Raw genomic sequence first — 23,538 nt, 5'->3', positions numbered from 1 at the left:
GTACCTGGATGTCAGCCACGCCTGGTCGCGCTTGCTCCCACTGGTCGCCCTTGGATGGTCCGACTGATGGCGGGCCAGGCAAGTGCTGCCGCTGGTTACAATAATTTGAGAATGATTCTTGTTTGATGGTGCCTCCCGCCTTCAAGCCATCGGGTCCTACCATGCCATCCGCCCCAGCCTCCGACGCCGCCTCCAGCCCTTTGCACCGCGAAATCTCCGCCCTCTACGCCGGCCACCACGGCTGGCTGCAGGGCTGGCTGCGCCGCCGGCTTGGCAACGCCTGCGACGCGGCCGACCTGGCGCAGGACACCTTCATCCGCCTGCTCACCGCGCCTGCAGGCGACATTCCCCCCCTGCGCGAGCCACGCGCCTATCTGGCCACGGTGGCGCGGCGCCTGCTGATCAACCACCTGCGCCGCCAGTCGCTGGAGCAGGCCTGGCTGCAGGCCCTGGCCGCGCTGCCAGCGCCGCAGGCGCCGTCGCCCGAGCAGCAATTGCTCATCCTGCAGGCGCTGCAGGAGGTCGATGCCATGCTCGACGGCCTGCCGCCCAAGGTGCGCGCGGTCTTCATCCTGTCCCAGGTCGAGGGGCTGACCTATGCGGCCATTGCCGAGCAACTGGGCATGGGCCTGCGCTCGGTCAAGCGCTACATGGCCCAGGCCATGGCCGAGTGCATCCTGCTGTCGGCATGAACGCCGGGGACGCGCAGGCCGCTGTGCCGCTGTCGCGCGAAATCGCCTTGCAGGCCGCCGAATGGTTCGTGCTGCTGCACTCGGGCGAGGCCAGCGAGGCCGACCACCGCGCCTTCGAGGCCTGGCGCACCCGTGCCGATGTCCATGAGCAGGCCTGGCAGCGCGCCCTGGCCGTGAGCCAGCGCGCGGGCAGCCTGCCGCCCGCACTGGGGGCACCGGCCCTGGGCCGCAAGCAGCGCCGCCTGGGCGCCATGGGCCGCCGCGACACCGTGCGCGCGCTGGCCCTGCTGATCACGGCCGTCCCCGCAGGCTGGCTGGCCTGGCGCACCGTGCCGTGGATGCAGTGGACCTCCACCCATGCCACCGCCACGGGCGAGCGCCGCGAATGGACGCTGGCCGATGGCAGCCGCATCGTGCTCGATACGGGCAGTGCCGTCGATGTGTTGTTTGACGAGGCGCTGCGCCGTGTCCACCTGAGTGAGGGCGCCGTCTTCATAGAGACCGCGCCCGACCCGCAGTCCCGGCATCGGCCCTTCGTGGTCACCACAGGGCAGGGCAGGGTGCGCGCCCTAGGCACGCGCTTTGTCGTGCGCAGTGTCCGGGAGCGCAGCGAGGTGGCCGTGCTGCAGGGCGCCGTGCAGATCACCACCCGTGGCGGCGCCGCGCAGCAGCTGCAGGCAGGCCAGCAACTGTGGTTTGACGCCATGGGCATAGGCCGTGCCGAGCCTGCGGACGCAGGCGCCGCCCAATGGGCGCGCGGCCTGCTGGCCGCAGACAACATGCGGTTGGCCGATTTTGTGGCCGAGCTGTCGCGCTACCGCTCCGGCTGGCTGCACTGCGATCCGTCTGTGGCGGATTTGCGCGTCACCGGGGCCTTTCAACTGGGCGATGCCGATACCGGCACGGACGCCGTGCTCGCCAACCTCGTGCACCTGCTGCCCGTGCAGGTCCACTACCGCACGCGCTACTGGGTGACGGTGGCGGCGCGCGGCACACCACCGACTTGAAATTTCTTTCGGAATCTGGCCCCTTTCTGCGGCAGGCCGTGTCCTGTTCGATGGCAACCGATTTCATCGAACGACTTCCGAAGGAAAAACAGACCATGGCTCTCCGGCCCGGCATGCGCAGCGTGGCGCGCACTCCCTCCCCCTTGCTCTTTCCACTGTCCCAGACGGGCCTCGCCGTGCTCATGGCCGCTGGCCTGGTGGCAGGCTCCGCCTTGCCGCGCGCCGCGCTGGCCCAGGCCGGTGCGGCGGCCACCAGCGCGGTGCAGCGTCCGTTCCAGGTGCTGGCAGGCCCGCTGGCCGCCGCGCTCACGGCGTTTGCCGCCGACGCAGGCGTGAGCATCAGTGCACCGCCCGCCCTGGTGCAGGGCCGCCGCACCCAGGGCGTGGAGGGCCGCCTCACGGTGCGCGAGGCGCTGGACCGGCTTCTGGCCGGCACCGACCTGCAGGCGCAGGCGGCGGGGGCGGGCGGTTTTGTGCTGCGTGCGGTGCCCGAGGCCACCCAGGCATCGACCGTGCTGGGTGAGGTCAGGGTGACCGCCGCGGCCCAGGCAGAAAGCCCCTGGGGCAGCACCAGCGGGTATGTGGCGCGCCGGGCCAGCACGGCCACCAAGACCGATGCGTCGATTCTGGAGGTGGCGCAATCGGTGTCCGTCATCACGCGCGACCGCATGGACGACCAGGGCGTGCGCACGCTCAACGACGCCGTGCAGTACACGGCCGGCGTGCGCACCAATGCGGGTGGGGCAAATCCTGCGGATGACAGTCTGTCGGTGCGCGGCTTCAGCCAGTTCTCGGGCAATTTCTACCTGGACGGGCTGCGTCTCATGCCGCTGGGCACGCTGGGCTTTTTCGGCATGGAGCCCTACGGGGCCGAGCGCATGGAGGTCCTCAAGGGGCCGGCCTCGGTGCTGTATGGCCAGAACTCGCCGGGCGGTATCGTGAACTTCGTGTCCAAGCGGCCTTCGGCCGATGCGCTACGCAGCATGGAGTTGTCCGTGGGCAGCCATGCTCGCCGACAGGTGGCCTTCGACCTCGCAGGGCCGGTGGGTGACGATGGCACGGTGAGCTACCGCCTGGTGGGGCTGGCCAGGGCGGCCGACCAGCAGATCGACTTCATGCGCGACGACCGCGTCTACCTGGCGCCCAGCCTGACCTGGGCGCCGGACGCACGCACCAGCGTCACGCTGCGCGGCTTCTACCAGAAGAACCACGCCATGATGTCCACCAACGTGCAGTGGGATGCGCTCAACGGGCGCAATCCCAATGGCCGGCTGCCCCTGAGCCGCTTCCTGGGTGAGCCGGGCTTCGACCGCGAAGAGACCGAGGTCGCATCGCTGGGCTACGACGCACGGCACGAATTCGACAGCGGCTGGACGCTGCGGCAGAACTTCCGCTACCTGCACGCACGCAACCACGAGCAGTACATGTTCCGCTACGGGCCGCTGATCGACGGCTCCATCACCAACCGGGAGATCGATTCGCGCGATGGCAAGGGTGGTGTCTACACCGTGGACACCAGCCTGTCGGGCCAATTCGTGGCGGCCGGCCTGCAGCATGAACTCATCGTGGGGCTGGACTACAACCGCAGCCGCTCCAGTTTCGACTCCTATATTGCCGACGGGCCGCAACTGGACATCTACCGGCCCATCTACGGCAGCTTCATCGACACCTCGCTACTGCAGCCCGATGCGCTGCGCGACGAGCGCGCCCAGCAGGTAGGCCTCTACGTGCAGGACCGCATCCGCAAGGACCGCTGGGTGCTGGCCCTGGGCGGACGCCACGACTGGAGCCGCCTGGAGCAGTCCAGCCGCCTGGCCGACCCCGTGTCCACCACCGTTCGCAAGCCAAAATCCTTCACGGGCCGCGTGGGCCTGACCTATCTTGCGGACCACGGCGTGGCGCCCTATGTCAGCTACAGCGAGTCGTTCGTCCCTCTGATGGGAGCCGACCGCAACGACCGGCCCTTTGATCCCGAAACCGGCAAACAGGTCGAGGTCGGCGTCAAGTACTCGCCCGACGAACGCAGCAGCTTCACGCTGGCCGCCTTCGAGCTGCGCAGGCAGAACGTACTCACCACCGACCCCGAGAACGTCCGCTATTCCATACAGCAGGGTGAAGTGCGTTCTCGCGGCATCGAGTTCGAGGCGGCAGTCCAGCCCACGCGCGGGCTCAAGCTCCTGGCCGCGCTGACCTACAACCCCGTCAAGGTGACCAGGGCCCAGCCAGACCAGTGGGGTGGCAACGTGCAGGGCAAGTCGCCTTACGAAATTCCCCGCAAGATGGCGTCGGCCTGGGTGGACTATGCCTTCGGGGGCGACCTGCTGGGGCTGGGGGCGGGCGTGGGGGCACGCTACATCGGCTGGAGCTGGGGCGACGCGGACAACAGCTTCCGCGTGCCGTCGTTCACCCTGGTGGATGCCTCGCTGCGCTATGACCTCGGGAAGATGCGCAGCGACTGGCGCGGGGCCAGCGTGAGCCTGACGGTCAAGAACCTGTTCGACAAATACCACACGGCGTCGTGCTTTTCCGCCAATGCCTGCAACTACGGCGAAGCCCGCAACATGGTGGTTCGGTTCGGGTACATCTGGTAGGCCTTGCGGCATCAGGCCGGTCGAAAGCGCGGTCGCACGCTCCCTGGCATGGATACAATCGAATAAGAATGATTCTTGTTTGATTGCGGGCCCCGCCCCCAAGGGAATCGGAACCCGCCATGCCATCCGCCTCCACCCCCCAGCACCGAGAAGCCGCCTCCCTGTACACCGCCCACCATGGCTGGCTCCAGGGCTGGCTGCGCCGCAGGCTGGGCAACGGGGCGGATGCGGCGGACCTGGCGCAGGACACCTTCGTGCGCATCCTGGGCGTGCGCGACCTGGCCGGTGTGCAGGAGCCGCGTGCCTACCTGACCACGGTGGCCAAGGGCGTGCTCGTCAACTGGTACAAGCGCCAGGCGCTGGAGCGCGCCTACCTCGAAGCCCTGGCCGCCTTGCCCGAGCCCGTGGCGCCTTCGCCCGAGCAGCGCGCCCTGGTGCTGGAGACCCTGCACGAGATAGACGCCATGCTGGACGCGCTGCCGCCCATCGTGCGGCGCACGTTTTTGCTGTCCCAGCTGGACGGCATGAAGTACGAGGACATCGCGCAGCAGCTGGAGGTCTCGCTCACCAGCGTCAAGCGCTACATGGCCCAGGCGTTTCGCCAATGCCTGGTGGCAATGGCGTGATGGAGACGCCCCTGCAAGCGCGCGTGCTCGACGAGGCCGCCGAATGGCTGATGCGCCTGCACGACAGCGGCGCCACCGAGGCCGACCGCGCCGCCTGCGAACGCTGGCGCCAGGCCGACCCACAGCATGCCCTGGCCTGGGAGCGTGCCGAGCGGCTGCTGGGCAAGTTGGGCGGCCTGCCTGCAGCACTGGCCATGCCGGCGCTGGACCGGCCCCGAAGCCACCGCGCCCAGCGCCGCGCCGCCGTGGCCCGGCTGGCCGCGCTGCTGGCCGTGGCGCCTGCAGGCTGGCTGGCCTGGCAAGCCTGGTATGCGGCGGACCAGCGCGGCTGGGGCGCCGACCTGCGCACCGCCACCGGCGAGCGCCGCACCGAGCATCTGGCCGATGGCAGCCGCCTCCTGCTGGACACGGCCAGCGCGGTGGACATCCGGTTTGATGGCGCACTGCGCCTGCTCACCCTGCGCCAGGGTGCGATTTCCATAGAAACGGCGGCCGATACCGCCACACCGCACCGCCCCTTTGTCGTGGACACCGCCCATGGCCGGCTGCGCGCGCTGGGCACCCGCTTCACCGTGCGGCAGGAGGGGGGCAGGGCGGACGGCGGCCCCGTGCGCCTGACCGTGACCGAGGGCGCCGTGGAGGTCACGCTGCGCGGCGCCGCCAGCCCGGCGCTGGGCGTTCAAGCCGGTCAGCAAACGGTATTGCGAGCAGGGGAGGTGACCTCGCCCCAGACCCTGCAGCCCGAGGCCACGGCCTGGACCCACGGCATGCTGATGGCTGACGCCATGCCGTTGGCCGCGTTCTGCGCCGAACTGTCGCGCTACCGGCCCGGCCTGCTGCAGTGCGCGCCCGAGGTGCGCGCGCTGCGCGTGTCCGGCTCCTTCCCGCTGGGCGATACGGACCGGACGCTGACCATGCTGGCCTCCACCTATCCCGTCGATGTGCAGACACGCATGCGCGGCTACTGGATCACCGTGGTCGCCAGGAACTAAAAAAATCGAGGCAGGCTGGTACTTTTTCGGATCTCGGTTGGCAACGGGGAAAGAGCTTCTTTCTTCACCGTCTCCAAGGACCGATTTCCATGCCTGCCGTACCCATGCCGCATCCCGTCTTCCATCCCCTGGCGCATGCCGCCCGACTGGCCCTGCTGGGCATGGCATTGGCCGCAGGCGCCTTGCAGGCGGCCGAACCGGCCCCCGCTTCCGTACCTGCTCCCGCACCTGCTCCCGCAGCCCAGACCTACCAGATCGCGCCCGGGCCGCTGGGCCGCACGCTGGCCGGCGTGGCCACGGCGGCGGGTATTTCGCTGTCCTTCGATCCTGCGCTGACCGAAGGGCTCACCAGCCCGGCCCTGTCCGGCCTCTACGCGCCGCAGCAGGCGCTGCAGCGCCTGCTGGCCGGCAGCGGGCTGGACATGGTGGCGCGCAGCGACGGCAGCTACACGCTGCGCAGGCAGGCGACCCAGGCAGGCCAGGCGGCAGGCGCCACCGCGCTGGGCGAGGTGCTGGTCACGGCGCAGGCCGAGCGCAGCGCCGTGACGCAAGGATCGGGCAGCTATGCGGCCACCGGACCCAGCAGCACGGCGACACGGCTGGGCCTTTCGCAGCGCGAGACCCCGCAATCGCTGAGCGTGATCACGCGCGAGCAGATCGAGGACCGCGGTTTTCAGTCGCTGGAGGAGGTTGCCCTGGATGCCACGGGCCTGAGCACACGCCAGATCGGAGGAGGCGAACGCACGCAGTTCTTCCTGCGCGGCTTCGAGGTCAACTCCTTTCTGGCCGATGGCGTGCCGCTGGCCTTCGACTACGACACGCAGGGCCTGGCCACCATGGCCATGTACGACCGCGTGGAAGTGCTGCGTGGCGCTGCCGGAATGATGACGGGCACGGGCAATCCGTCCGGCACCATCAACCTCGTGCGCAAGCGCCCCACGGATGCCCCCCAGGTCTCGCTGACGGGCAGCCTGGGCTCCTGGAGCAACCTGCGCGGCGAAATCGACGCGTCCGGCCCGCTCAATGCGGCCGGTACGCTGCGCGGCCGCGCCGTGGTGGCCCTGCAGGATACGGACACCTTCAAGCGTGCCTACCGCCATGAGCGCCAACTGGTCTACGGCACGCTGGAGGCCGATATCGCCCCGCGCACGCGGCTGAGCCTGGGCGGCTACTACAACAGGGAAGACAACCCCGGCGCCGACTGGAACGGCCTGCCCACGCGGCGTGACGGCAGCTTCTACCCGCTGCCGAGATCGGCGCGCGTGACGCCCGACTGGGCCTACTGGAACAAGGAAAACGCCAGCCTCTTCGCTGAACTGGAGCATGGCCTGGGCAACGGCTGGAAGACCCAGCTGACCGCACGCGTGCTGCAGGCGAAGATGGACATGCTGGGGACCTACCTGTATCCGCTGGAAGATTCCGCCGACTTCGGCCAGGGCGTGGGAACCTATGCCTACAAGAAGACCCAATACAGTCTCGACGCCTTCGCGCAGGGGCCCTGGCAATGGTTGGGCCGCACCCATGAAATGGTCTTCGGCGCCAGCGTGAGGCAAAACAGCGACGACGACGGACCTGGCGGGTGGCCGTCGGACTACCAGCAGATCGTGGACCCCATGACCTGGGACCCGGGCTCCGTTGCCCGGCCGGCCATCGACACCCTGTGGTCGCGGCGCGGCCACCAGCGGCAGCTGGGTGCCTACGGAACACTGCGCTTGAGCGTCGCGCAGCCCCTGACCGCGCTGCTGGGCGCGCGCGTGGATTCCTACTCCTACGACATGCTCACGCGCTCGGGGGAATGGAGCGATTCCAGCGGGTACCGGGTCCATGACCGCATCACGCCCTATGCAGGCCTGGTCTATGCGCTGGACAGCCGGCATTCCGCCTATGCCAGCTGGACCAGCGTGTTCCAGCCCCAGAGCAACCAGGGCGCCAGAGGCGCGCTGCTGGACCCGGTGACGGGACGCAACCTCGAGCTTGGCATCAAGGGCGAGTACGCCCAGGGCCGGCTGCAGGCCAGCGCGGCGCTGTTCCAGATCAACCAGAAGAATCTGCCGCTGCAACTGCCGCAATCGCAGTGCAGTCCCAATGTGGCGTCCTGCTATGCGCAGACCGGAGAGGTGCGAAGCAGGGGGGCGGAGTTCGAGGTGGCGGGTGCCGTCACGCCCTCCCTGCAGCTGATGGCCGGCTACACCTACAACAGGGCGCAGCATGTCCGCGACTCGGACGTCGCCAAGGCCGGCACGCCCTATGACACCCAGACCCCGCGCCATCTGCTCAAGCTGTCGGCCCGCTACCAGCTGCCGGGCGCCTGGCAGCGCTGGTCGCTGGGCGGATCCGTGCGCACGCGCAGCGAGACCCGCTCGGCCGGCTACGGCGTGCGCCAGGGGGGCTATACGCTGGTGGACCTCATGGCGAGCTACCAATTCAGCCGGCAGCTGGATATACGGCTGAACATCCACAACCTCACGGACAAGTACTACTACCAGGCCATTGGCAGCACCCAGGACAACAACCATTTCGGGGCGCCGCGCAATGTGCTGCTGACGGCACGCTACCGCTTCTGAATCAGAGACAGGTTGGCATGGATACAATCGAATAAGAATGATTCTTGTTTGATTGCGGGCTCCGCCCCCAAGGGAATCGGAACCCGCCATGCCATCCGCCTCCGCCCCCCAGCACCGAGAAGTCACAGCCCTGTACCTGGCCCACCACGGCTGGCTGCAGGGCTGGCTGCGCAAGAAGGTGGGCAATGCCTTCGACGCGGCCGATCTGGCGCAGAGCACCTTCCTCAAGGTGCTGGGCGCCCAGGGCCTGGACCAGCTCCAGGAGCCGCGCGCCTACCTGACCACCATTGCGCGCAACCTGCTGATCAACCAGGTGCGGCGCCGCGCCATCGAGCAGGCCTATCTCGATGCCCTGGCCGCCATGCCCGAGCCCGTGGCGCCGCCGCCCGAGGTCCGGCTCATGGTGCTGGAGACCCTGGTGGAGATCGACCGCCGCCTGGGCCGCCTGCCCGCGCTGGCCAAGCAGGCCTTCCTGCTGGCCCAGCTCGAAGGGCTCGGCCATGGCGAGATCGCTGCCGAGCTGGGCATCTCCATCTCCACGGTCAAGCGGCATCTGGCCAAGGCGGCCATGCGCTGTTTCTTTCCGGAGTAGGCGGCATGCAGGCGTTCCCGTCCGCTTCTTCCCCCATTTCTGCCGAAGTGGCCCGCCAGGCCGTGCAATGGTGGCTGCAACTGAACTCCGGCAAGGCCCAGGCCCGGCAGCACGATGGCCTGCAGCGCTGGCGTGCGGCCAGCCCCGAGCATGAGGCCGCCTGGCAGCGCATCGAATCCATGGGCAGCCAGATGGCCGGCATCCCCATGCCGCTGGCGCGGGCCGTATTGGCCGCACCCGGCTCGGCCGGCAGGCGCCGTGCGGTGCAGGCGCTGGCCGTGCTGCTGGTCTCGGGCGCAGGCTCCGCGGCCGTGGTGCGCTCGCAGGCCTGGCGCGGCTGGACGGCCGACCAGGTGGCTGCCGTGGGAGAGCAGCGCCGGCTGCCGCTGCCCGACGGCGGCAGCGTGGTGCTCAACACCGGCAGCGCCCTCAATCTGCGCTACGGCGCGGCCGAGCGCGTGCTGGAGCTGGTGCGTGGCGAAATCCTCGTGCAGACGGCGCCGGACAGCCAGCACCGGCCCTTTATCGTGCAGACCGCCATGGGCGCCGTTCAGGCCCTGGGCACGCGCTTCACGGTGCGCGAGCGCGAGTCCGGCGTTGAAGTGGGCGTGCTGCAAGGTGCCGTGCAACTGCGGCCCGCGCATGCCCCGCATGCCGCGCAGCGCATCGATGCGGGAGAGCAGGGCACGTTCACGGCCCAGCAGGCCGTGCACTCCGGCGCGCTGGACACGGCGGCCAGCGCCTGGGCCGAAGGCATGCTGGTGGCCTCGCGCATGCGGCTGGAGGATTTCCTGGCCGAGCTGGGCCGCTACCGGCGCGGGCGCCTGGGCTGCGACCCGGCCGTGGCCGGCCTGCACGTCTCCGGCGCCTATCCGCTGGCCGACACCGACCGCGTGCTGGCCGCGCTGACTTCCTCGCTGCCCGTGGAAATCCACTCCTTCTCGCGCTACTGGGTGATGGTGCGGCCTGCCGGGGCGGGCAAGGCATGAGCGGCACGGCCTGTATGAAGGCCTTCGCACTTTCCTGAAAAAAATTTGAGCTGATTTGCCGGCGATGGCTGTCAACAGAGACAGGAGCGCACCGCAGCGTGCGCCAACGCTTCTCTACAACCATTGCAACAAGGCCTTTCCATGCGCCCTCAGACCATGCGCCAGAACTCCATGCGGCAGGCTGCCGCCCCCACCCTACGCCCATCCCCGGCGGCCCCGGCGTTGCGCCCCGTGGCGCTGGCGCTGCAGGTGCTGTGCGCGGGCACGCTGGCGGGGCTGGCTGCTGCGGGGGCGCTGGCTCCTGCCCAGGCCTGGGCGCAATCCGTTGCCGGTGCGCAGGAGCAGCGCCAGTACACCATTGCAGCCGGCCCGCTGGAAAGCGTGCTCAACCAGCTCGGGCGCGAGGCCGGCGTGCTGGTCACCTTCGGCTCGGCCGTCACCGAAGGGCTGCGCAGCGGCGGCGTGAGCGGGCGCTTCACCGTGGAGCAGGCACTGGACCGCGCCTTGCTGGGCACGCCGCTGGCGGCCGTGCGCTCGGCCGGTGGCGGCTACACCCTGCGCGAGATGCCCGTGGTGCCTGCCACCTCCGGCGCGGCGGATGCTGCGGGTGGGGCAGGCGCGGGGTCCTCCCAGACACTCAGGACCGTGCTGGTCACGGCCTCGGCCCAGGCCAGCCCCACCACCGAAGGCTCGGGCTCCTACACCACCCCGGCCACGGCGGCGGCCACGGGCCTGAGCCTGTCGCTGCGCGACACGCCGCAGTCCGTCAGCGTGCTCACGCGCCAGCAGATCGAGGACCAGGGCCTGCTCTCGCTCAACGACGCCATGCGCAGCGTCACCGGCATCCATGTCGTCAGCTCGGACAGCGACCGCTCGGACTTCTACTCGCGCGGCTTCTACGTGGACAACCTGCAGTACGACGGCGTGCCCACCTCCATCGGCCTGTCGTTCTACGGTGACTCGGGCACCGATACCACCATCTATGACCGCGTCGAAGTGGTGCGCGGCGCCACGGGCCTGCTCACGGGCGCGGGCAATCCGTCGGCCTCCATCAACATGGTGCGCAAGCACGCCAACAGCAAGGTGTTCACGGGCTCGGCCTCGGCCAGCGTGGGCTCGTGGAACCACCATCGCGGCACGGTGGACCTGTCCATGCCGCTGACGCAGGACGGCCGAATCCGCGCACGCGTCGCAGGCATGGCCGAAGAGCGCGACTCCCATGTGGATCTCTACCACGCGCGCAAGCAGGTCTTCTACGGCGTGATCGATGCCGACCTCACGCCCGACACCACGCTCAGCGTGGGCGCCGACCACCAGTCCAACCGGCCCACCGGCTCGACCTGGGGCGGCCTGCCGCTGGTCTTCACGAACGGCATGCCGGCCGACTGGAGCACCTCCAAGACCACGGCCGCGAACTGGACGCGCTGGAACAGCACCAACAAAAACATCTTCGCCAACCTGCAGCACCGCTTTGGCAACGACTGGAAGCTCAAGGCCAACTTCGTGCACCGCGACAGCGCCTACGACGCCAAGCTGCTGTACCTCATGCGCCAGCCCGACATCACCACCGGCCTGGGCATGGCAGCCCTGCCCAACTACTCCGAATACAGCTTCCAGCAAAACAGCGCCGACCTGCAGGTGACGGGCGGCTGGGAGCTGGGCGGGCGCCGCCACGAGGCCGTGGTGGGCCTGACCAGCAGCCGCGCCCGCGAGCACAAGGCCGGCCATGCCCGCACCAGCCCGTTGCAGGACGTGGGCAACTACTACCAATGGGACGGCTCCTATGCCGAGCCCACCTGGGGGCCGCTGACCACCAGCAGCCTGGACCACACGCGCCAGGACGCGCTGTACGGCGCGCTGCGCCTGTCGCTGGCCGATCCGGTCAAGCTCATCGTGGGCGGCCGCCAGAGCAGCTGGAAGGTGCGCAGCCTGAGCGAGGTGCGCGACCACAACGTCTTCATCCCCTACGCAGGCCTGGTGCTGGACCTGAGCGATGGCTTCTCCGCCTATGCCAGCTACACCGACATCTTCCAGCCCCAGAACTACCGCGACCGTGCCGGTTCCTACCTCGACCCCGTGGCCGGCAAGAGCCTGGAGATCGGCATCAAGGGCGAGCACCTCAACGGCAGGCTCAACAGCTCGCTGTCCGTCTTCCGCATCCAGCAGGACAACGTGGCCCAGTTGGACGAAGGCCAGGTCGTGCCCGGCACCACCGACTTCGCCTACTACGGCGCCAAGGGCGTGACCAGCAAGGGCTTCGAGGCCCAGGTCTCGGGCGAGCTGGCCACGGGCTGGAACCTGTCGGCCGGCATTGCCCGCACCGTCGCGCGTGACGCCCAGGGCCTGTCCATCAACGCCTGGGCGCCCAAGACCCAGGCCCAGCTGTTCACTTCCTACCGCCTGCCCGGTGGATGGAATCAGCTCACCGTGGGCGGCGGCCTGCAATGGCAAAGCCGCACCCGCGCCAGCGTCTTCGTGGCGGGCAGTGACCTGCTCTTCGAGCAGAAATCCTTCGCCACCGCCAGCCTCATGGCGCGCTATGCCTTCAGCCCCAGGCTCTCGCTGCAACTGAACCTGAACAACCTCTTCAACAAGAAGTACTACGTCAACATCGACGGCCAGGGCCAGTTCGGCACGCCGCGCCAGGCCATGGCGGTGCTGAACTACAAGTGGTGAACCTGTCTCTGCGAGAGTGGGGTGGAGTCGGCACGGCAGCATTCGGGCGCGGCGGTGCAGGCCGCTGGCGCCCATTGCGGAGCCAGCGGCCTTGCAGAGTCACTCAGCCCTGCGGGCGCACCGGCTCATGGGTGCGGCAATCGAGCAGGTGCGCCATGGCCTTGGCAGCCGCCTCGGCCGCTTTGGCGCGGCGCATCTCGGCCGGGTCTTCGAACCCGCAGCCCATGGCCTGGGCCTCGGTGCCGGCGTAGTCGGCCAGTGTCTCGGCGCTGTCGCGGATGCTTTGCAGTGCGCGGGCCACCACGTCCATGTGGCGATGGCCCTTGGGGGTCTCCAGCCAGGCCAGGGCCAGTTGGGCGATGGAGGAGATCTCTGCACAGCCTTGCTGCACCAGATGGTCCACCTGGGTGAGGGCATTGGACAGTTGCCGGGTGCTGTGGCTGCCTGTGGCGGGGGTGGGCTGGTTTGGCTGGGTGGAGGTCATGCCTTGGCCTTCCGTATGGAAGGAGCGGCGCCAAAAGAGGGCGCGCAGGCGAGTGCGAGAGAAACGGCGTTCATGGTTCCGTACTCCTGTGTGAGATTTGAAACCGCCAATCCCGCGTTTTGAAGCACGGAAAAGGTGGACGGGATGTTCAAAACACGCACACAGACGTGCGGGCAGCCTTGCGGACAGCCCCATCCCGCCCGTGATCGTTTGGACGAGCGGGCGGCAGCCCACTTGCCAGGTGTTCAGACGTGACGAGGCCTTCTTTCGGGAAGGCTCAGCCGCTGTGTGGTGAAGGTGTTTTGAAGCACCGGCCCCGGAACAGGGGGCTGGTGCGGATGATAGCGCGTGCGGCCCGCTGCACCTTGCGATCGCGCCCTTTCAGGATGGCCCAGGAACCGCTGAAAGAGCCCGGCATGCATTGCGTTTATTGAGAATGATTCTTCTTTGCGCGGTTATGATCCAGCCCCATGGATTTGTCCGCCTCCTTCACCCGCGCTCTGCTTTCCGGCTTCGACCGGGCCTATGCCGACCTGGTGCGTGCCGCCACGCGCAGCACGGGCAGCCGCGAGGAGGCGGGCGACCTGGTGCACGACACCTGGCTGCGCCTGGCGGAACACGCGCGCAGCGCCCCGGCCGAGGCCGCAGACCTGGCCGGGGCCGCGAATCCGGCCCAGATGCCGCGCGACGCCACGGCCTATCTTGCCGTGATGGCCCAGCACATGGCGCTGGATGCGCACCGCCGCCGCCAGCGCCATGCCCGCTACCTGGGCGAGGCGGCAGTCCATGAACAACTGGCGCCCAGCCATGCGCCCGATGTGGCCGATTCCGTCATGTACCGCCAGGCGCTGGCCGTGCTGGAGTCCGCCTTGCACAGCCTGCCCGAGCGCTGCCGCGCCGCCTTCATCGCCCACCGCGTGCAGGGCGAGCGCCAGCCCGAGATTGCCGAGCGCCTGGGCGTCAGCCTCAACACCGTGGAGCGCGACCTGATACAGGCCAATGCCTGCATAGAGGATGCACTGCACCGCTGGCGCGGCACGCGGCCCGGCAGCATGGGTGAACGGCGTGCGGGGCGTGCGGGGCGGCGGCGCAGCCTGGCCGCGCTGCTGGGCGTGGCCGGGTTCGGCCTGGGCGGCAGCCTGGGCTGGCAGCAATGGCGGCATTACCGCGACACGCATGTGCAGTGGCAGGCCGGCTGGTCCAGCCTGCGCGGCCAGCAGGTGCGCCATGGCCTGCCCGATGGCTCCAGCCTGCTGCTGGACGCGCTCAGCAGCGCGCAGGTGGAGTATTTCGCCACGCGGCGCGCGGTGCAGCTGACGCAGGGCGCGGCCTTCTTCGAGGTGGAGCGGGATGCGCAGCGGCCCTTCACCGTGCAGGCCGGCGGCGTGCGCGTCACCGTGCTGGGCACCCGCTTCGGCGTGGAACTGGCCACGGGCGCCCAGGGGCAGGAGCAGGTCACGGTGCAGGTGGAGTCGGGGCGTGTGCGCGTGGAATCCGGTGCGCATGGCGGCCGCTTCTATGAATTGTCTGCAGGCCAGGGCCTGCGCCTGGAAGGCACGGTGGCCACGCAGACCCGGGGCGATGCCGGGCAGGCCGCCTCCTGGCGGCATGGCGAGCTGGTGTTTGCCGACGCCACGCTGGGCGAGGCCCTGGCGCGACTGTCGCGCTATGCGCCGTTCGACCTGCAGGCCACGCCCGAGGCCGCGCGCCTGCCCCTGAGCGGGCGCGTGCGCATCGCCAAGGCCCATGCCTGGGTGCGGGCGCTGCCCCATGCACTGCCGGTGCAGGTGCGCAGGCAGGCCGACGGCGGCCTGCTGGTGGCCACGGCGGGCTGAGGCGTGACGGTGGCAAGAGCAACTGCATGCGCACGGCAGCGGGGCGCACATTATTTTTCAGGAGTCTTCCTGGCCAGTCGTCATGGCAGTGATCCCTGTGGGTCCCTTCCATCACTGTCAAGGACGATTTCCATGCATCCGCTTTTCCCTTCTTCCGGCGCCTGCCGCGCCGCCCTCCATCCGCTGGCCCATGCCGTGCTCTGTCTGGGGCTGGCCATGCCGCTGCAGGCGACGCTGGCCCAGCCGGCCGCACAGACGCTGCGTTTCGACATAGCGGCGCAGCCGCTGGCCAGCGCGCTGGATCAGTTCGCGCGGCAGGCCGGACTGCAGCTGGTGTTCACGCCCTCGCTGGCCGCCCAGCGGCAGGCGCCGGCCGTACGGGGCGAGCTGCCGCTGCGCCAGGCGCTGGATGATTTGCTGGCCGGCAGCGGCCTGCAGGGCCATGTGCAAGAGGGCACGCTGACCGTGCAGCCCGTCGCCACCATCGAGAAGACGCTGGCCGAAGTGCGGGTGAGCGCGCGCCGGGCCATCGACGGCACGACCGAGGGCACGGGCTCGTACACCAGCCGCGTGACCAGCATCGCCTCCAAGACGGACCAGTCGTTCCGCGAGATCCCGCAATCGGTGTCGGTGATCACGCGCCAGCAGCTCGACGACCGCCGCATGACCGACATCCGCGACGCGCTGGCCGCCACGCCCGGCATCACCACCAGCCAGATCAATTTCGACTCCACCTATTTCTATTCGCGCGGCTTCCAGATCGACAGCATGCAGATCGACGGCGGCGCGCCGCTGAACATCGCCCAGTACACCTACAGCGTCAACCAGAGCATGGACTTCTACGACCGCGTGGAGGTGATGCGCGGTGCCTCGGGCCTGCTGGGCGGCGTGGGCGACCCGGGCGGCATCATCAACATCGTGCGCAAGAAGCCGCTGGCCGAGCCGCGCTTCGTGGTGCAGCAGTCCATCGGCAGCTGGAACAACTACCAGACCATGGTGGATGCCACGGGGCCGCTGGCCCTCGATGGCCGGGTGCGCGGCCGGGCCGTGCTGTCCTACCAGGACACGGACCAGTTCGTGGACATCAAGCACACGCGCGCTCCCCAGTTCTACGGCGTGGTCGAGGCGGACCTGACGCCCGACACCCTGCTGACCGTGGGCATGAGCCGCGGCAAGATCCGCACGCGCGGCGATGGCGGCGGCGATGTGCCGCGCTACAGCGACGGCAGCGATATCGGCCTGCCGCGCCACACCAGCTTCACCCAGCCCTGGGCCACGGGCCGCAAGGACAACAGCGAGCTGTTCGGCGCACTGGAGCACCGCTTTTCCGCACGCTGGAAGGGCAAGCTCAACCTGACCCGCACCAAGTCGGACTATGACGGCACCACGGCCTTCGGCTACGGCACGCTGGACCGCGCAACCGGCCTGGGCGTGAACTGGAACGGCGGCGGCCACTACCTGTACGAGAACAAGCAGACCGTGCTGGACGCCAGCCTGGCCGGCAGCTTCGACCTGGGCGGGCGCACGCACGAAATCCTGCTGGGCATGGACCGGCAGAAGGTCGAGAGCTTCTGGAACGTGGGCTATTCCACCGATCCCACGGGCGTGGAGCCCATCGATGTCCAAAACCCTGGCGCCTGGCGCCCCGCGCCGGCCGGCCAGATCTCGCGCCGCTACAACCCCTGGGGCCAGGACCAGTCGGGCGGCTATGGCGTGCTGCGCCTGCATCCGACGGACCGCCTGCATGTGATCGTGGGCGCGCGCTATGCCAAGTACCGCTTCAACCAGGTCTATGAGTCGCTGAATGCGGCGGGCCAGTGGGAATTGGCATCGGGCAGCCGCTTTTCCGAGCCGGCCAAGTTCACGCCGTATGGCGGGGTGATCTATGACTTGAACAACCAATGGTCGGCGTATCTGAGCTATTCCTCGATCCTCAAGCCGCAGGCGCTATCCAAGGCGGGGCCTCCTCCGGGCAATTCGCTGGACCCTGTCAAGGGCAAGAGCTACGAGGCCGGGTTCAAGGGCGAATTGGCCGACGGCCGGCTCAATGCCACATTCAGCCTTTTCAACGTGGTGCGCACGGGCACGGCGGTGACGGATACGCGCTATCCGAGCAATCACGAGGAATGGTCGGGCAATTGCTGCTATCTGCCGCAGGGCAAGGTGACCAGCCGCGGCCTTGACGCCGAGATCGGCGGCGAGCTGCGCCCCGGCTGGCAGGTCGCGGCCGGCTACACCTACACCACCACGCGCGACAAGACCGAGGATGCGCCCTACAGCAGCATCACGCCGCGCCATCTGCTCAAGCTGTCCACGGCCTATGTGCTGCCGGGCGAGCTGTCGCGCTGGAAGATTGGCGCCAGCGCCCATATCCAGAGCAAGCACCATGTGCGCGATACGCTGTATGACGCCGACTGGGATGAAGTCGGCCGCTACAACTTCACCCAGGGCGGCTATTCGGTCGTCAATGCCATGGTGCAGTACCGGATCGATCCGCGCTGGACGGTTTCCCTGAATCTCAACAATATCTTTGACAAGACGTACTACCAGACCGTGGGCTATGCGAGCGGCGGCAATTTCTATGGAAAGCCGCGCAATGCGGTGCTGACGCTGCGCGGCACCTTCTGAGGGCCGGGGTGGGGTCCAGGAGAGCCCGCCCCAGTCCGACCCAGGCCACTGGCCGCAATGGCGAAAACCATTGCGGCTGGCCTTTTTTTCGATCTCGTTTGTCATGTATGAGGAGGGCCTTGACGGCCGCCGCATCACGGCATCCGTCTGGCCCCTTGTTTGCACGCATTCGTGCGTTCCTGTGCTTATCCGAATACCCATTACATGCCCCAATCCCAACCCGCTGATCCTGCAGATATCACCCATGCCGACAGGCCCGTCCATCCGGGCCTGCTTGTCCTGTCCCGCCTGCTGGCTGCCGTCTTCGGCGGCTATGCGCTGGCCAGCGCGCTGGCGGCCTTCCTGGCCGCTGCGCTGCCCGGCGCGCGTGTCGATGCCGTGATCGCCGGCATGCAGTGGAGCTTTGCGCTGCACGCGCTGGCGGTGATCTGGGCGTTCTCGCCGGTTTCGGCGGGCCGGGTCTGGCTGGGGTTGCTGGTGCCTGCGGCCCTGATGGGCGGCGCCGCGCTGCTGCTGGCGCGCAATGGCGGGGGCGTTTGAGATGGCCAAGGCGCAGATCAGCAAGGTCCCCGGCAGCGGCGCTGCCACGGGCGGTTTCCGCCAGGCCCAGGCCTGGCTCCATACCTGGTGCGGGCTGTGGTTCTCGTGGCTGCTGTTCGCGGTGTTCCTCACGGGTTCGCTGGCCGTGTTCCAGGAGGCCATCACGCACTGGATGACGCCCGAGCACCATGCCCAGGAGGCGGCCGAGGCGGCAGCGCGCGCCGCCGCGCCGGCCGGGCAGGGTGCGGACCTGGGCCAGCGCCTGGCCTGGGGCGCGGCCTACATGCAAAAGCACCACCAGGGCGCGCAGATGTGGGAGATCTGGCCGTCCGACGACAAGGGCGGCGGCGACCTGCACGTGTACTGGTTCGACGCCAACCGCCAGTACGCCGATGCCGAGCTGGACACCGTCACGGGCGAGGAAATGGCGGCTGGCCACGGCCACGGCGCCGCGCGCGCCACCATGGGCGGCAACCACTTCGTGGACTTCCACTATGAACTGCATGCGGGACAGGTGGGGCTGTGGGTGATCGGCATTGCCGCCATGGCCATGCTGGTGGCCCTGGTCAGCGGCGTGATCACGCACAAGCGCATCTTCAAGGACTTCTTCACCTTTCGCGCACGCAAGGGCCAGCGCAGCTGGCTGGACGCGCACAACGCCGTGGCGGTGCTGACGCTGCCCTTCCAGTTCATGATTGCCTATACCGGCATCGCCATCTCCAGCCTGAGCTTCATGCCTGTTGGCGTCTGGACGGTCTATGGCACGGACCAGGCGGCACGCACGGCCTTCATCGCCGACATGAACGAGGCCGGACCGCCCGCGCTGTCCGGCAAGCCCCTGGCGGTGCCCGATCTGGAGCCGTTTGCGCGGCGTGGCCAGGAGCTGATGGGCCAGGCCGTGCGTGCCGTGGTCATCAACCATCCCGGCGATGCATCGGCACGCATCGGCGTCTACGGCTGGAACAGCGATGACCGTGCACATCAGCGCCTGAGCCCCAATTCGGGCATGGCCATGTTCTCGGCCGCCACGGGCGAGGTGCTGCAGGTACGCCTGCCCGGCGGCGCCGACGGCGGCACCCCTTCGCTGGCCCAGGCGGTCATGGGCGGGCTGCACATGGTCAAGTTCGGCGGGCTGGCCATGAAGTGGCTGTACTTCCTGTGCGGCCTGGCGGGCGCGGCCATGATGGCCACGGGCGCCATTCTCTTCATGGTCAAGCGCCGCAGCCGCCACCAGGGCGAGTTCGGCAGCGCCACGGCGCGCGTGTACCGGCTGGTAGAGGGGCTGAACGTGGCCGCCATCGCCGGCCTGGGCCTGGGCTGCATAGGCTACCTGTGGGCCAACCGCCTGGTGCCGGTGGGCCTTGCGCACCGGGGCGGCTGGGAGCTTGGGGTGTTCTTCGGACTGTGGGCGCTGGCCCTGGTGCATGCGCTGGTCTGCGCGCCAGCCACCGCCTGGCGCCAGCAGATGGGCCTGCTGGCACTGATGTGCCTGCTGCTGCCGCTGCTCAACTGGATCACCGTGGGCGAACCGCTGTCCGCCCACATGCTGGAGGGCGACTGGGAGAGTGCCGGCGTGGAGCTGTTCTCGCTGGCCACGGGGCTGGCGGCTGCCTGGGCCTGGCGCTGGCTGGGGCGGCGCGGCGAGGGTGCCACCGCCAAGGCCAAGGCGTCCAGTGCCCAGGCCGCCGTGGCCGGCCAGTCGGAGGTGCAGGCATGAACACGCTGCACGCATCCCTGGTCGCGCTGGCACTGGCCTTTGCGGGCATGGCTGCCCTGGCCTTTGCCATGGACCGCCATTACGAACAACTGACGGGCGCGCGCGAGCTGCCGGCCCGCCGTGGCCCGCAGTTGCGCGGCCTGGGCACGGCGCTGCTGGCGCTGGCCCTTGTGCCCGTCCTCTCGGGTTGGGGCGGCACGGTGGGCACGGTGGCCTGGCTGGGCTTCGTGTCCGCCGGCGCGCTGATGGCCGTGGCCCTGATCAGCGTCCATGCACGCTGGGCGGCGCGGCTGGCCTGGTCGGCCGGCGTGCTTGCCGTGGCGGATTTGGCGTGGATTGTTTTCAGTTTCGGTACTACGGGGTTTTTCAGATGAGTTTCCTGCTTTCGTTCCAGTTCGGGGTGTGTGTGATCGGGAGGCAAGCATGACGCGCACGCAGCAACGCTGGAGAACCATTGCCGTCGCGGCGGTCCTGGTGGCGGTGGCCGGTGGCGCGGCCGCCTGGTGGGGCAGCCGCCCGGCCGTGGCCTACCAGACCGAAAACGTGGCGCGCACCGATATCGAGTCCACCGTCACGGCCATCGGCACGCTGCAGCCGCGCCGCTATGTGGACGTGGGCGCCCAGGTGTCGGGACAGGTCACCCGGCTGCGCGTGGAGCCCGGCGCCCAGGTGGAGAAGGGCGCGCTGCTGGTGGAGATCGACCCCAGCGTGCAGCGCGCCACGGTGGATGCGGGGCGCGCTTCGCTGGCCGGCCTGCGCGCCCAGCTGGCCGAGCAGCAGGCGCTGCGCAAGCTGGCCGAGCAGCAGCTCGCGCGCCAGCGCCAGCTGGCCCGCGATGGCGCCACGCGCGAGGAAGACCTGCAGACGGCAGAAGCCAACCTGGCCGCAGCCGGCGCCCGCATGGAGCACCTGAGGGCCCAGATCGACCAGACCCAGGCCACGCTCAAGGCCGACGAGGCGCGCCTGGGCTATACGCGCATCTACGCGCCCATGGCCGGCACCGTGGTCTCGGTGGAGGCGCGCGAGGGCCAGACGCTGAACGCCACCTACCAGACGCCCAACATCCTGCGCATTGCCGACCTGTCGGCCATGACGGTGTGGACCGAAGTGTCCGAGGCCGACGTGCGCCGCGTGCGCGACGACATGCCGGTGTACTTCACCACGCTGGGCGGCGCCGACCAGGCCAAGCCCCGGCGCTGGTCCAGCAAGGTGCGCCAGGTGCTGCCTTCGCCATCGGCCAGCCAGGCGCCGGCCGGCGGCAATGCGGGCCAGGCGCCTGCGCCCGCCACGAAGGCCGTGGCCTATACCGTGCTGTTCGACGTGGACAACGAAGACGCCGAGCTGATGCCCCAGATGACGGCCCAGGTGGTCTTCGTCACCGGCCAGGCCGCGCAGGCGCTGACCGTGCCGCTGATGGCCGTGGCTGACAAGGGCGGCAGCGCGCAGACAGCGCGCGTGCTGGACGCCAGGGGCCAGCCCGAGGAACGCACCGTGCGCCTGGGCGTGCGCAGCCGCCACCAGGCCGAGGTGCTGGAGGGCCTGCAGGAAGGCGAGCGCGTCATCATCGGCGAGACGCCGCTGGACCGTGGCCCGCGGTGGCTGCAATGGTGATGGCGCAGGGCATGCAGGCCGGCGCGCCGCTGACCGCACCGCTGATAGAGCTGCGCGGCATCACCAAGCACTACGGCGGCGGCGACAGCGGCCAGCCCGCCGTCACCGTGCTGCACGGCATCGACCTGGAGATACGCGCGGGCGAGTTCGTGGCCGTGGTGGGCAGCTCGGGTTCGGGCAAGTCCACGCTGATGAACATCCTGGGCTGCCTGGACCGGCCCAGCGAGGGCAGCTACCACTTCCAGGGCCAGGACGTGGCCACGCTGGACTCGGACGCGCTGGCCTGGCTGCGGCGCGAGGCCTTCGGCTTCGTCTTCCAGGGCTACCACCTGATAGCGAGCGAAAGCGCCAGCGAGAACGTGGAAATGCCCGCCATCTACGCGGGCCTGCCCAAGGAAGAGCGCGTGCGGCGCGCCCGTGCGCTGCTCGAGCGCCTGGGCCTGGGCTCGCGCCTGGGCAACCGGCCCAACCAGCTGTCGGGCGGGCAGCAGCAGCGCGTGTCGATTGCCCGCGCGCTGATGAACGGCGGCCAGATCATCCTGGCCGACGAACCCACGGGCGCGCTGGACTCGCACAGCGGCGCCGAAGTCATGGCCCTGCTGCGCGAGCTGGCCGATGCGGGCCACACCATCATCCTCATCACCCACGACCGCACCGTGGCCGCCCAGGCGCGCCGCGTGATCGAGATCAGCGACGGCCGCATCACTAGCGACAGCCAGCGCGACGATGCCGCAAATGGGGTGAATGCGGGCGCTGCCGCCCTGCCGCTCACGCCGCAGCGCGGCAGCGCCGGCGCGCCCTGGCTGGCGGAATTGTTCGAGGCCGCGCGCAGCGCCTGGCGCGGCATGCGCATGAACCGCGTGCGCACCAGCCTGACCTTGCTGGGCATCGTCATCGGCGTGGCCTCGGTCATCGTGATGCTGGCCATCGGCGAGGGCGCGCGGCGCAAGGTGGTCGAGCAGATGGGGACCATGGGCACGGCCATCCTCTACATGGGCAGCAAGCCGCCGGCCACAGGCGGGCCGGCCGGCCAGATGACCGAGGAAGACCTGGCCGCCGTGCGCGAGCTGCCCGAGATACGGCGCGTCATGCCCGTGATCGGCGACCCCATCACCGTGCGCTACGGCAAGGCCGACAAGCAGATCTACGTCTTCGCCGCCAGCGAGGAGATGCCCCTGGTCCACCACTGGAAGGTGGCCCAGGGCCGCTACTACACCGAGGCCGAGGACCGCGACCTGGCGCCCCTGGTGGTCCTGGGTCACAAGGCGCACCAGCACTTCTTCCCCGACACGCCCAACCCGCTGGGCCGCCAGCTGATCATCGGCACCTCGGCCTTCGAGGTGATCGGCGTGATGAGCGAGCGCGGCGCGGACTCTGGAGCGCAGAACTATGACGACATGGTCTTCATTCCCTACCGCTCGGGCCGGGCGCGCGTCTACCAGTCGCAGACCCAGCCCGACTATGTGGTGATCGAGGCCATGTCCTCCGACGTGGTGCACGAGGCGGAGGAGGCCATGCGCAAGCTGCTGCTGGCGCGCCACGGCGGGCGCGAGGACTTCGGCATCGGCAATGCGGCAGCGCGCATCCAGGCCGAGGCGGCCACGCGCCAGAGCATGGCCGTGATGCTGGGCCTGATTGCTGCCGTTTCCCTGGTGGTGGGCGGCATCGGCGTGATGAACGTGATGCTGATGACGGTGCGCGAGCGCACGCGCGAGATCGGCATCCGCATGGCCACGGGTGCGCGCCAGCGCGACATCCTGCGCCAGTTCCTGACCGAGGCCAGCCTGGTCACCTTCGTGGGCGGCACCGTGGGCCTGCTGGCAGGGCTGGCCGTGGGCGTGGTGCTCATCGTGGCGGGCGTGCCCGTGGTGTTCTCGGTGCGCGCCATGCTGGGCGCCTTTGCCTGCGCCGTGGTGACGGGACTGGTGTTCGGCTACATGCCGGCGAAGACGGCGGCGCGGCTGGACCCTGTGCGTGCGCTGGCGGGAGAGTGA

At 69.3% G+C, this 23,538-nt stretch carries 17 protein-coding genes; 16 read left to right on the top strand and 1 reads right to left on the bottom strand.

Annotation, left to right across the window (positions count from 1 at the left end; genetic code table 11):
• The first annotated feature begins 161 nt into the window (after positions 1–161).
• The 9 genes from ACFPFG_RS03870 to fhuE all read left to right on the top strand — a co-directional run bounded on the left by ACFPFG_RS03870 (position 162) and on the right by fhuE (position 12,729).
• The gene (locus tag ACFPFG_RS03870) at positions 162–692 is read left to right on the top strand and encodes a sigma-70 family RNA polymerase sigma factor (RefSeq protein WP_312377513.1); all 531 of its coding nucleotides are present in this window, start codon (positions 162–164) and stop codon (positions 690–692) included.
• Positions 689–1,699, top strand: a complete 1,011-nt coding sequence (locus ACFPFG_RS03865; RefSeq protein ID WP_380105149.1) for a FecR domain-containing protein — start codon at positions 689–691, stop codon at positions 1,697–1,699. The genes ACFPFG_RS03870 and ACFPFG_RS03865 overlap by 4 nt, the downstream gene beginning before the upstream one ends.
• 95 nt (positions 1,700–1,794) lie before the next feature.
• A complete protein-coding gene (locus ACFPFG_RS03860) occupies positions 1,795–4,290 on the top strand; it encodes a TonB-dependent siderophore receptor (RefSeq protein ID WP_380105147.1) in 2,496 nt (831 codons plus the stop codon).
• A 119-nt stretch (positions 4,291–4,409) separates the two neighbouring features.
• Entirely contained in the window at positions 4,410–4,916 is a 507-nt protein-coding gene (locus tag ACFPFG_RS03855; protein ID WP_012205109.1) for a sigma-70 family RNA polymerase sigma factor, read from the top strand.
• On the top strand, positions 4,895–5,908 hold the full coding sequence (locus ACFPFG_RS03850) for a FecR domain-containing protein (RefSeq protein WP_380105145.1): 1,014 nt from the start codon (positions 4,895–4,897) through the stop codon (positions 5,906–5,908). Before ACFPFG_RS03855 ends, ACFPFG_RS03850 begins: the two co-directional genes overlap by 22 nt.
• Before the next feature lie 89 nt (positions 5,909–5,997).
• Complete coding sequence (locus ACFPFG_RS03845; RefSeq protein WP_380105143.1) at positions 5,998–8,472, top strand: TonB-dependent siderophore receptor; 2,475 nt, start codon at positions 5,998–6,000, stop codon at positions 8,470–8,472.
• A gap of 88 nt (positions 8,473–8,560) precedes the next feature.
• A complete protein-coding gene (locus tag ACFPFG_RS03840; protein WP_197956571.1) occupies positions 8,561–9,064 on the top strand; it encodes a sigma-70 family RNA polymerase sigma factor in 504 nt (167 codons plus the stop codon).
• 5 nt (positions 9,065–9,069) lie between these two features.
• Positions 9,070–10,053 (top strand): FecR domain-containing protein, encoded by a 984-nt coding sequence (locus ACFPFG_RS03835; RefSeq protein WP_380105141.1) that lies wholly within the window; start codon positions 9,070–9,072, stop codon positions 10,051–10,053.
• Between the two features lie 141 nt (positions 10,054–10,194).
• Positions 10,195–12,729 carry a ferric-rhodotorulic acid/ferric-coprogen receptor FhuE gene (fhuE, locus tag ACFPFG_RS03830; protein WP_380105139.1) on the top strand — a complete coding sequence of 845 codons (2,535 nt, stop codon included), beginning with the start codon at positions 10,195–10,197 and terminating at the stop codon, positions 12,727–12,729.
• Positions 12,730–12,832: 103 nt separating this feature from the next.
• On the opposite strand, the gene ACFPFG_RS03825 is transcribed toward fhuE, so the two are convergent.
• Positions 12,833–13,213 (bottom strand): hypothetical protein, encoded by a 381-nt coding sequence (locus ACFPFG_RS03825; RefSeq protein ID WP_380105137.1) that lies wholly within the window; start codon positions 13,211–13,213, stop codon positions 12,833–12,835.
• Between the two features lie 470 nt (positions 13,214–13,683).
• Between ACFPFG_RS03825 and ACFPFG_RS03820 the strand changes: the two genes are divergently transcribed.
• From ACFPFG_RS03820 to ACFPFG_RS03790, 7 genes are all read left to right on the top strand, one after another.
• Complete coding sequence (locus ACFPFG_RS03820) at positions 13,684–15,048, top strand: sigma-70 family RNA polymerase sigma factor (protein ID WP_380105135.1); 1,365 nt, start codon at positions 13,684–13,686, stop codon at positions 15,046–15,048.
• Between the two features lie 132 nt (positions 15,049–15,180).
• Positions 15,181–17,676, top strand: a complete 2,496-nt coding sequence (locus ACFPFG_RS03815; RefSeq protein ID WP_380105133.1) for a TonB-dependent siderophore receptor — start codon at positions 15,181–15,183, stop codon at positions 17,674–17,676.
• Between the two features lie 204 nt (positions 17,677–17,880).
• Positions 17,881–18,216, top strand: coding sequence for a DUF3649 domain-containing protein (locus tag ACFPFG_RS03810; RefSeq protein WP_374618211.1), 336 nt, complete (start codon positions 17,881–17,883; stop codon positions 18,214–18,216).
• A 1-nt stretch (position 18,217) separates the two neighbouring features.
• Entirely contained in the window at positions 18,218–19,933 is a 1,716-nt protein-coding gene (locus tag ACFPFG_RS03805) for a PepSY-associated TM helix domain-containing protein (protein ID WP_312377686.1), read from the top strand.
• Positions 19,930–20,307 carry a DUF3325 domain-containing protein gene (locus ACFPFG_RS03800; protein ID WP_312377534.1) on the top strand — a complete coding sequence of 126 codons (378 nt, stop codon included), beginning with the start codon at positions 19,930–19,932 and terminating at the stop codon, positions 20,305–20,307. The genes ACFPFG_RS03805 and ACFPFG_RS03800 overlap by 4 nt, the downstream gene beginning before the upstream one ends.
• Positions 20,308–20,356: 49 nt before the next feature.
• Positions 20,357–21,544, top strand: coding sequence for an efflux RND transporter periplasmic adaptor subunit (locus tag ACFPFG_RS03795; RefSeq protein ID WP_312377536.1), 1,188 nt, complete (start codon positions 20,357–20,359; stop codon positions 21,542–21,544).
• On the top strand, positions 21,544–23,538 hold the full coding sequence (locus ACFPFG_RS03790; protein WP_046986457.1) for an ABC transporter permease: 1,995 nt from the start codon (positions 21,544–21,546) through the stop codon (positions 23,536–23,538). The genes ACFPFG_RS03795 and ACFPFG_RS03790 overlap by 1 nt, the downstream gene beginning before the upstream one ends.

This window comes from Delftia deserti (genome assembly GCF_042653485.1).
Lineage (GTDB): Bacteria > Pseudomonadota > Gammaproteobacteria > Burkholderiales > Burkholderiaceae_C > Comamonas > Comamonas acidovorans.
This window is presented reverse-complemented; position numbering and strand designations above follow the sequence as displayed.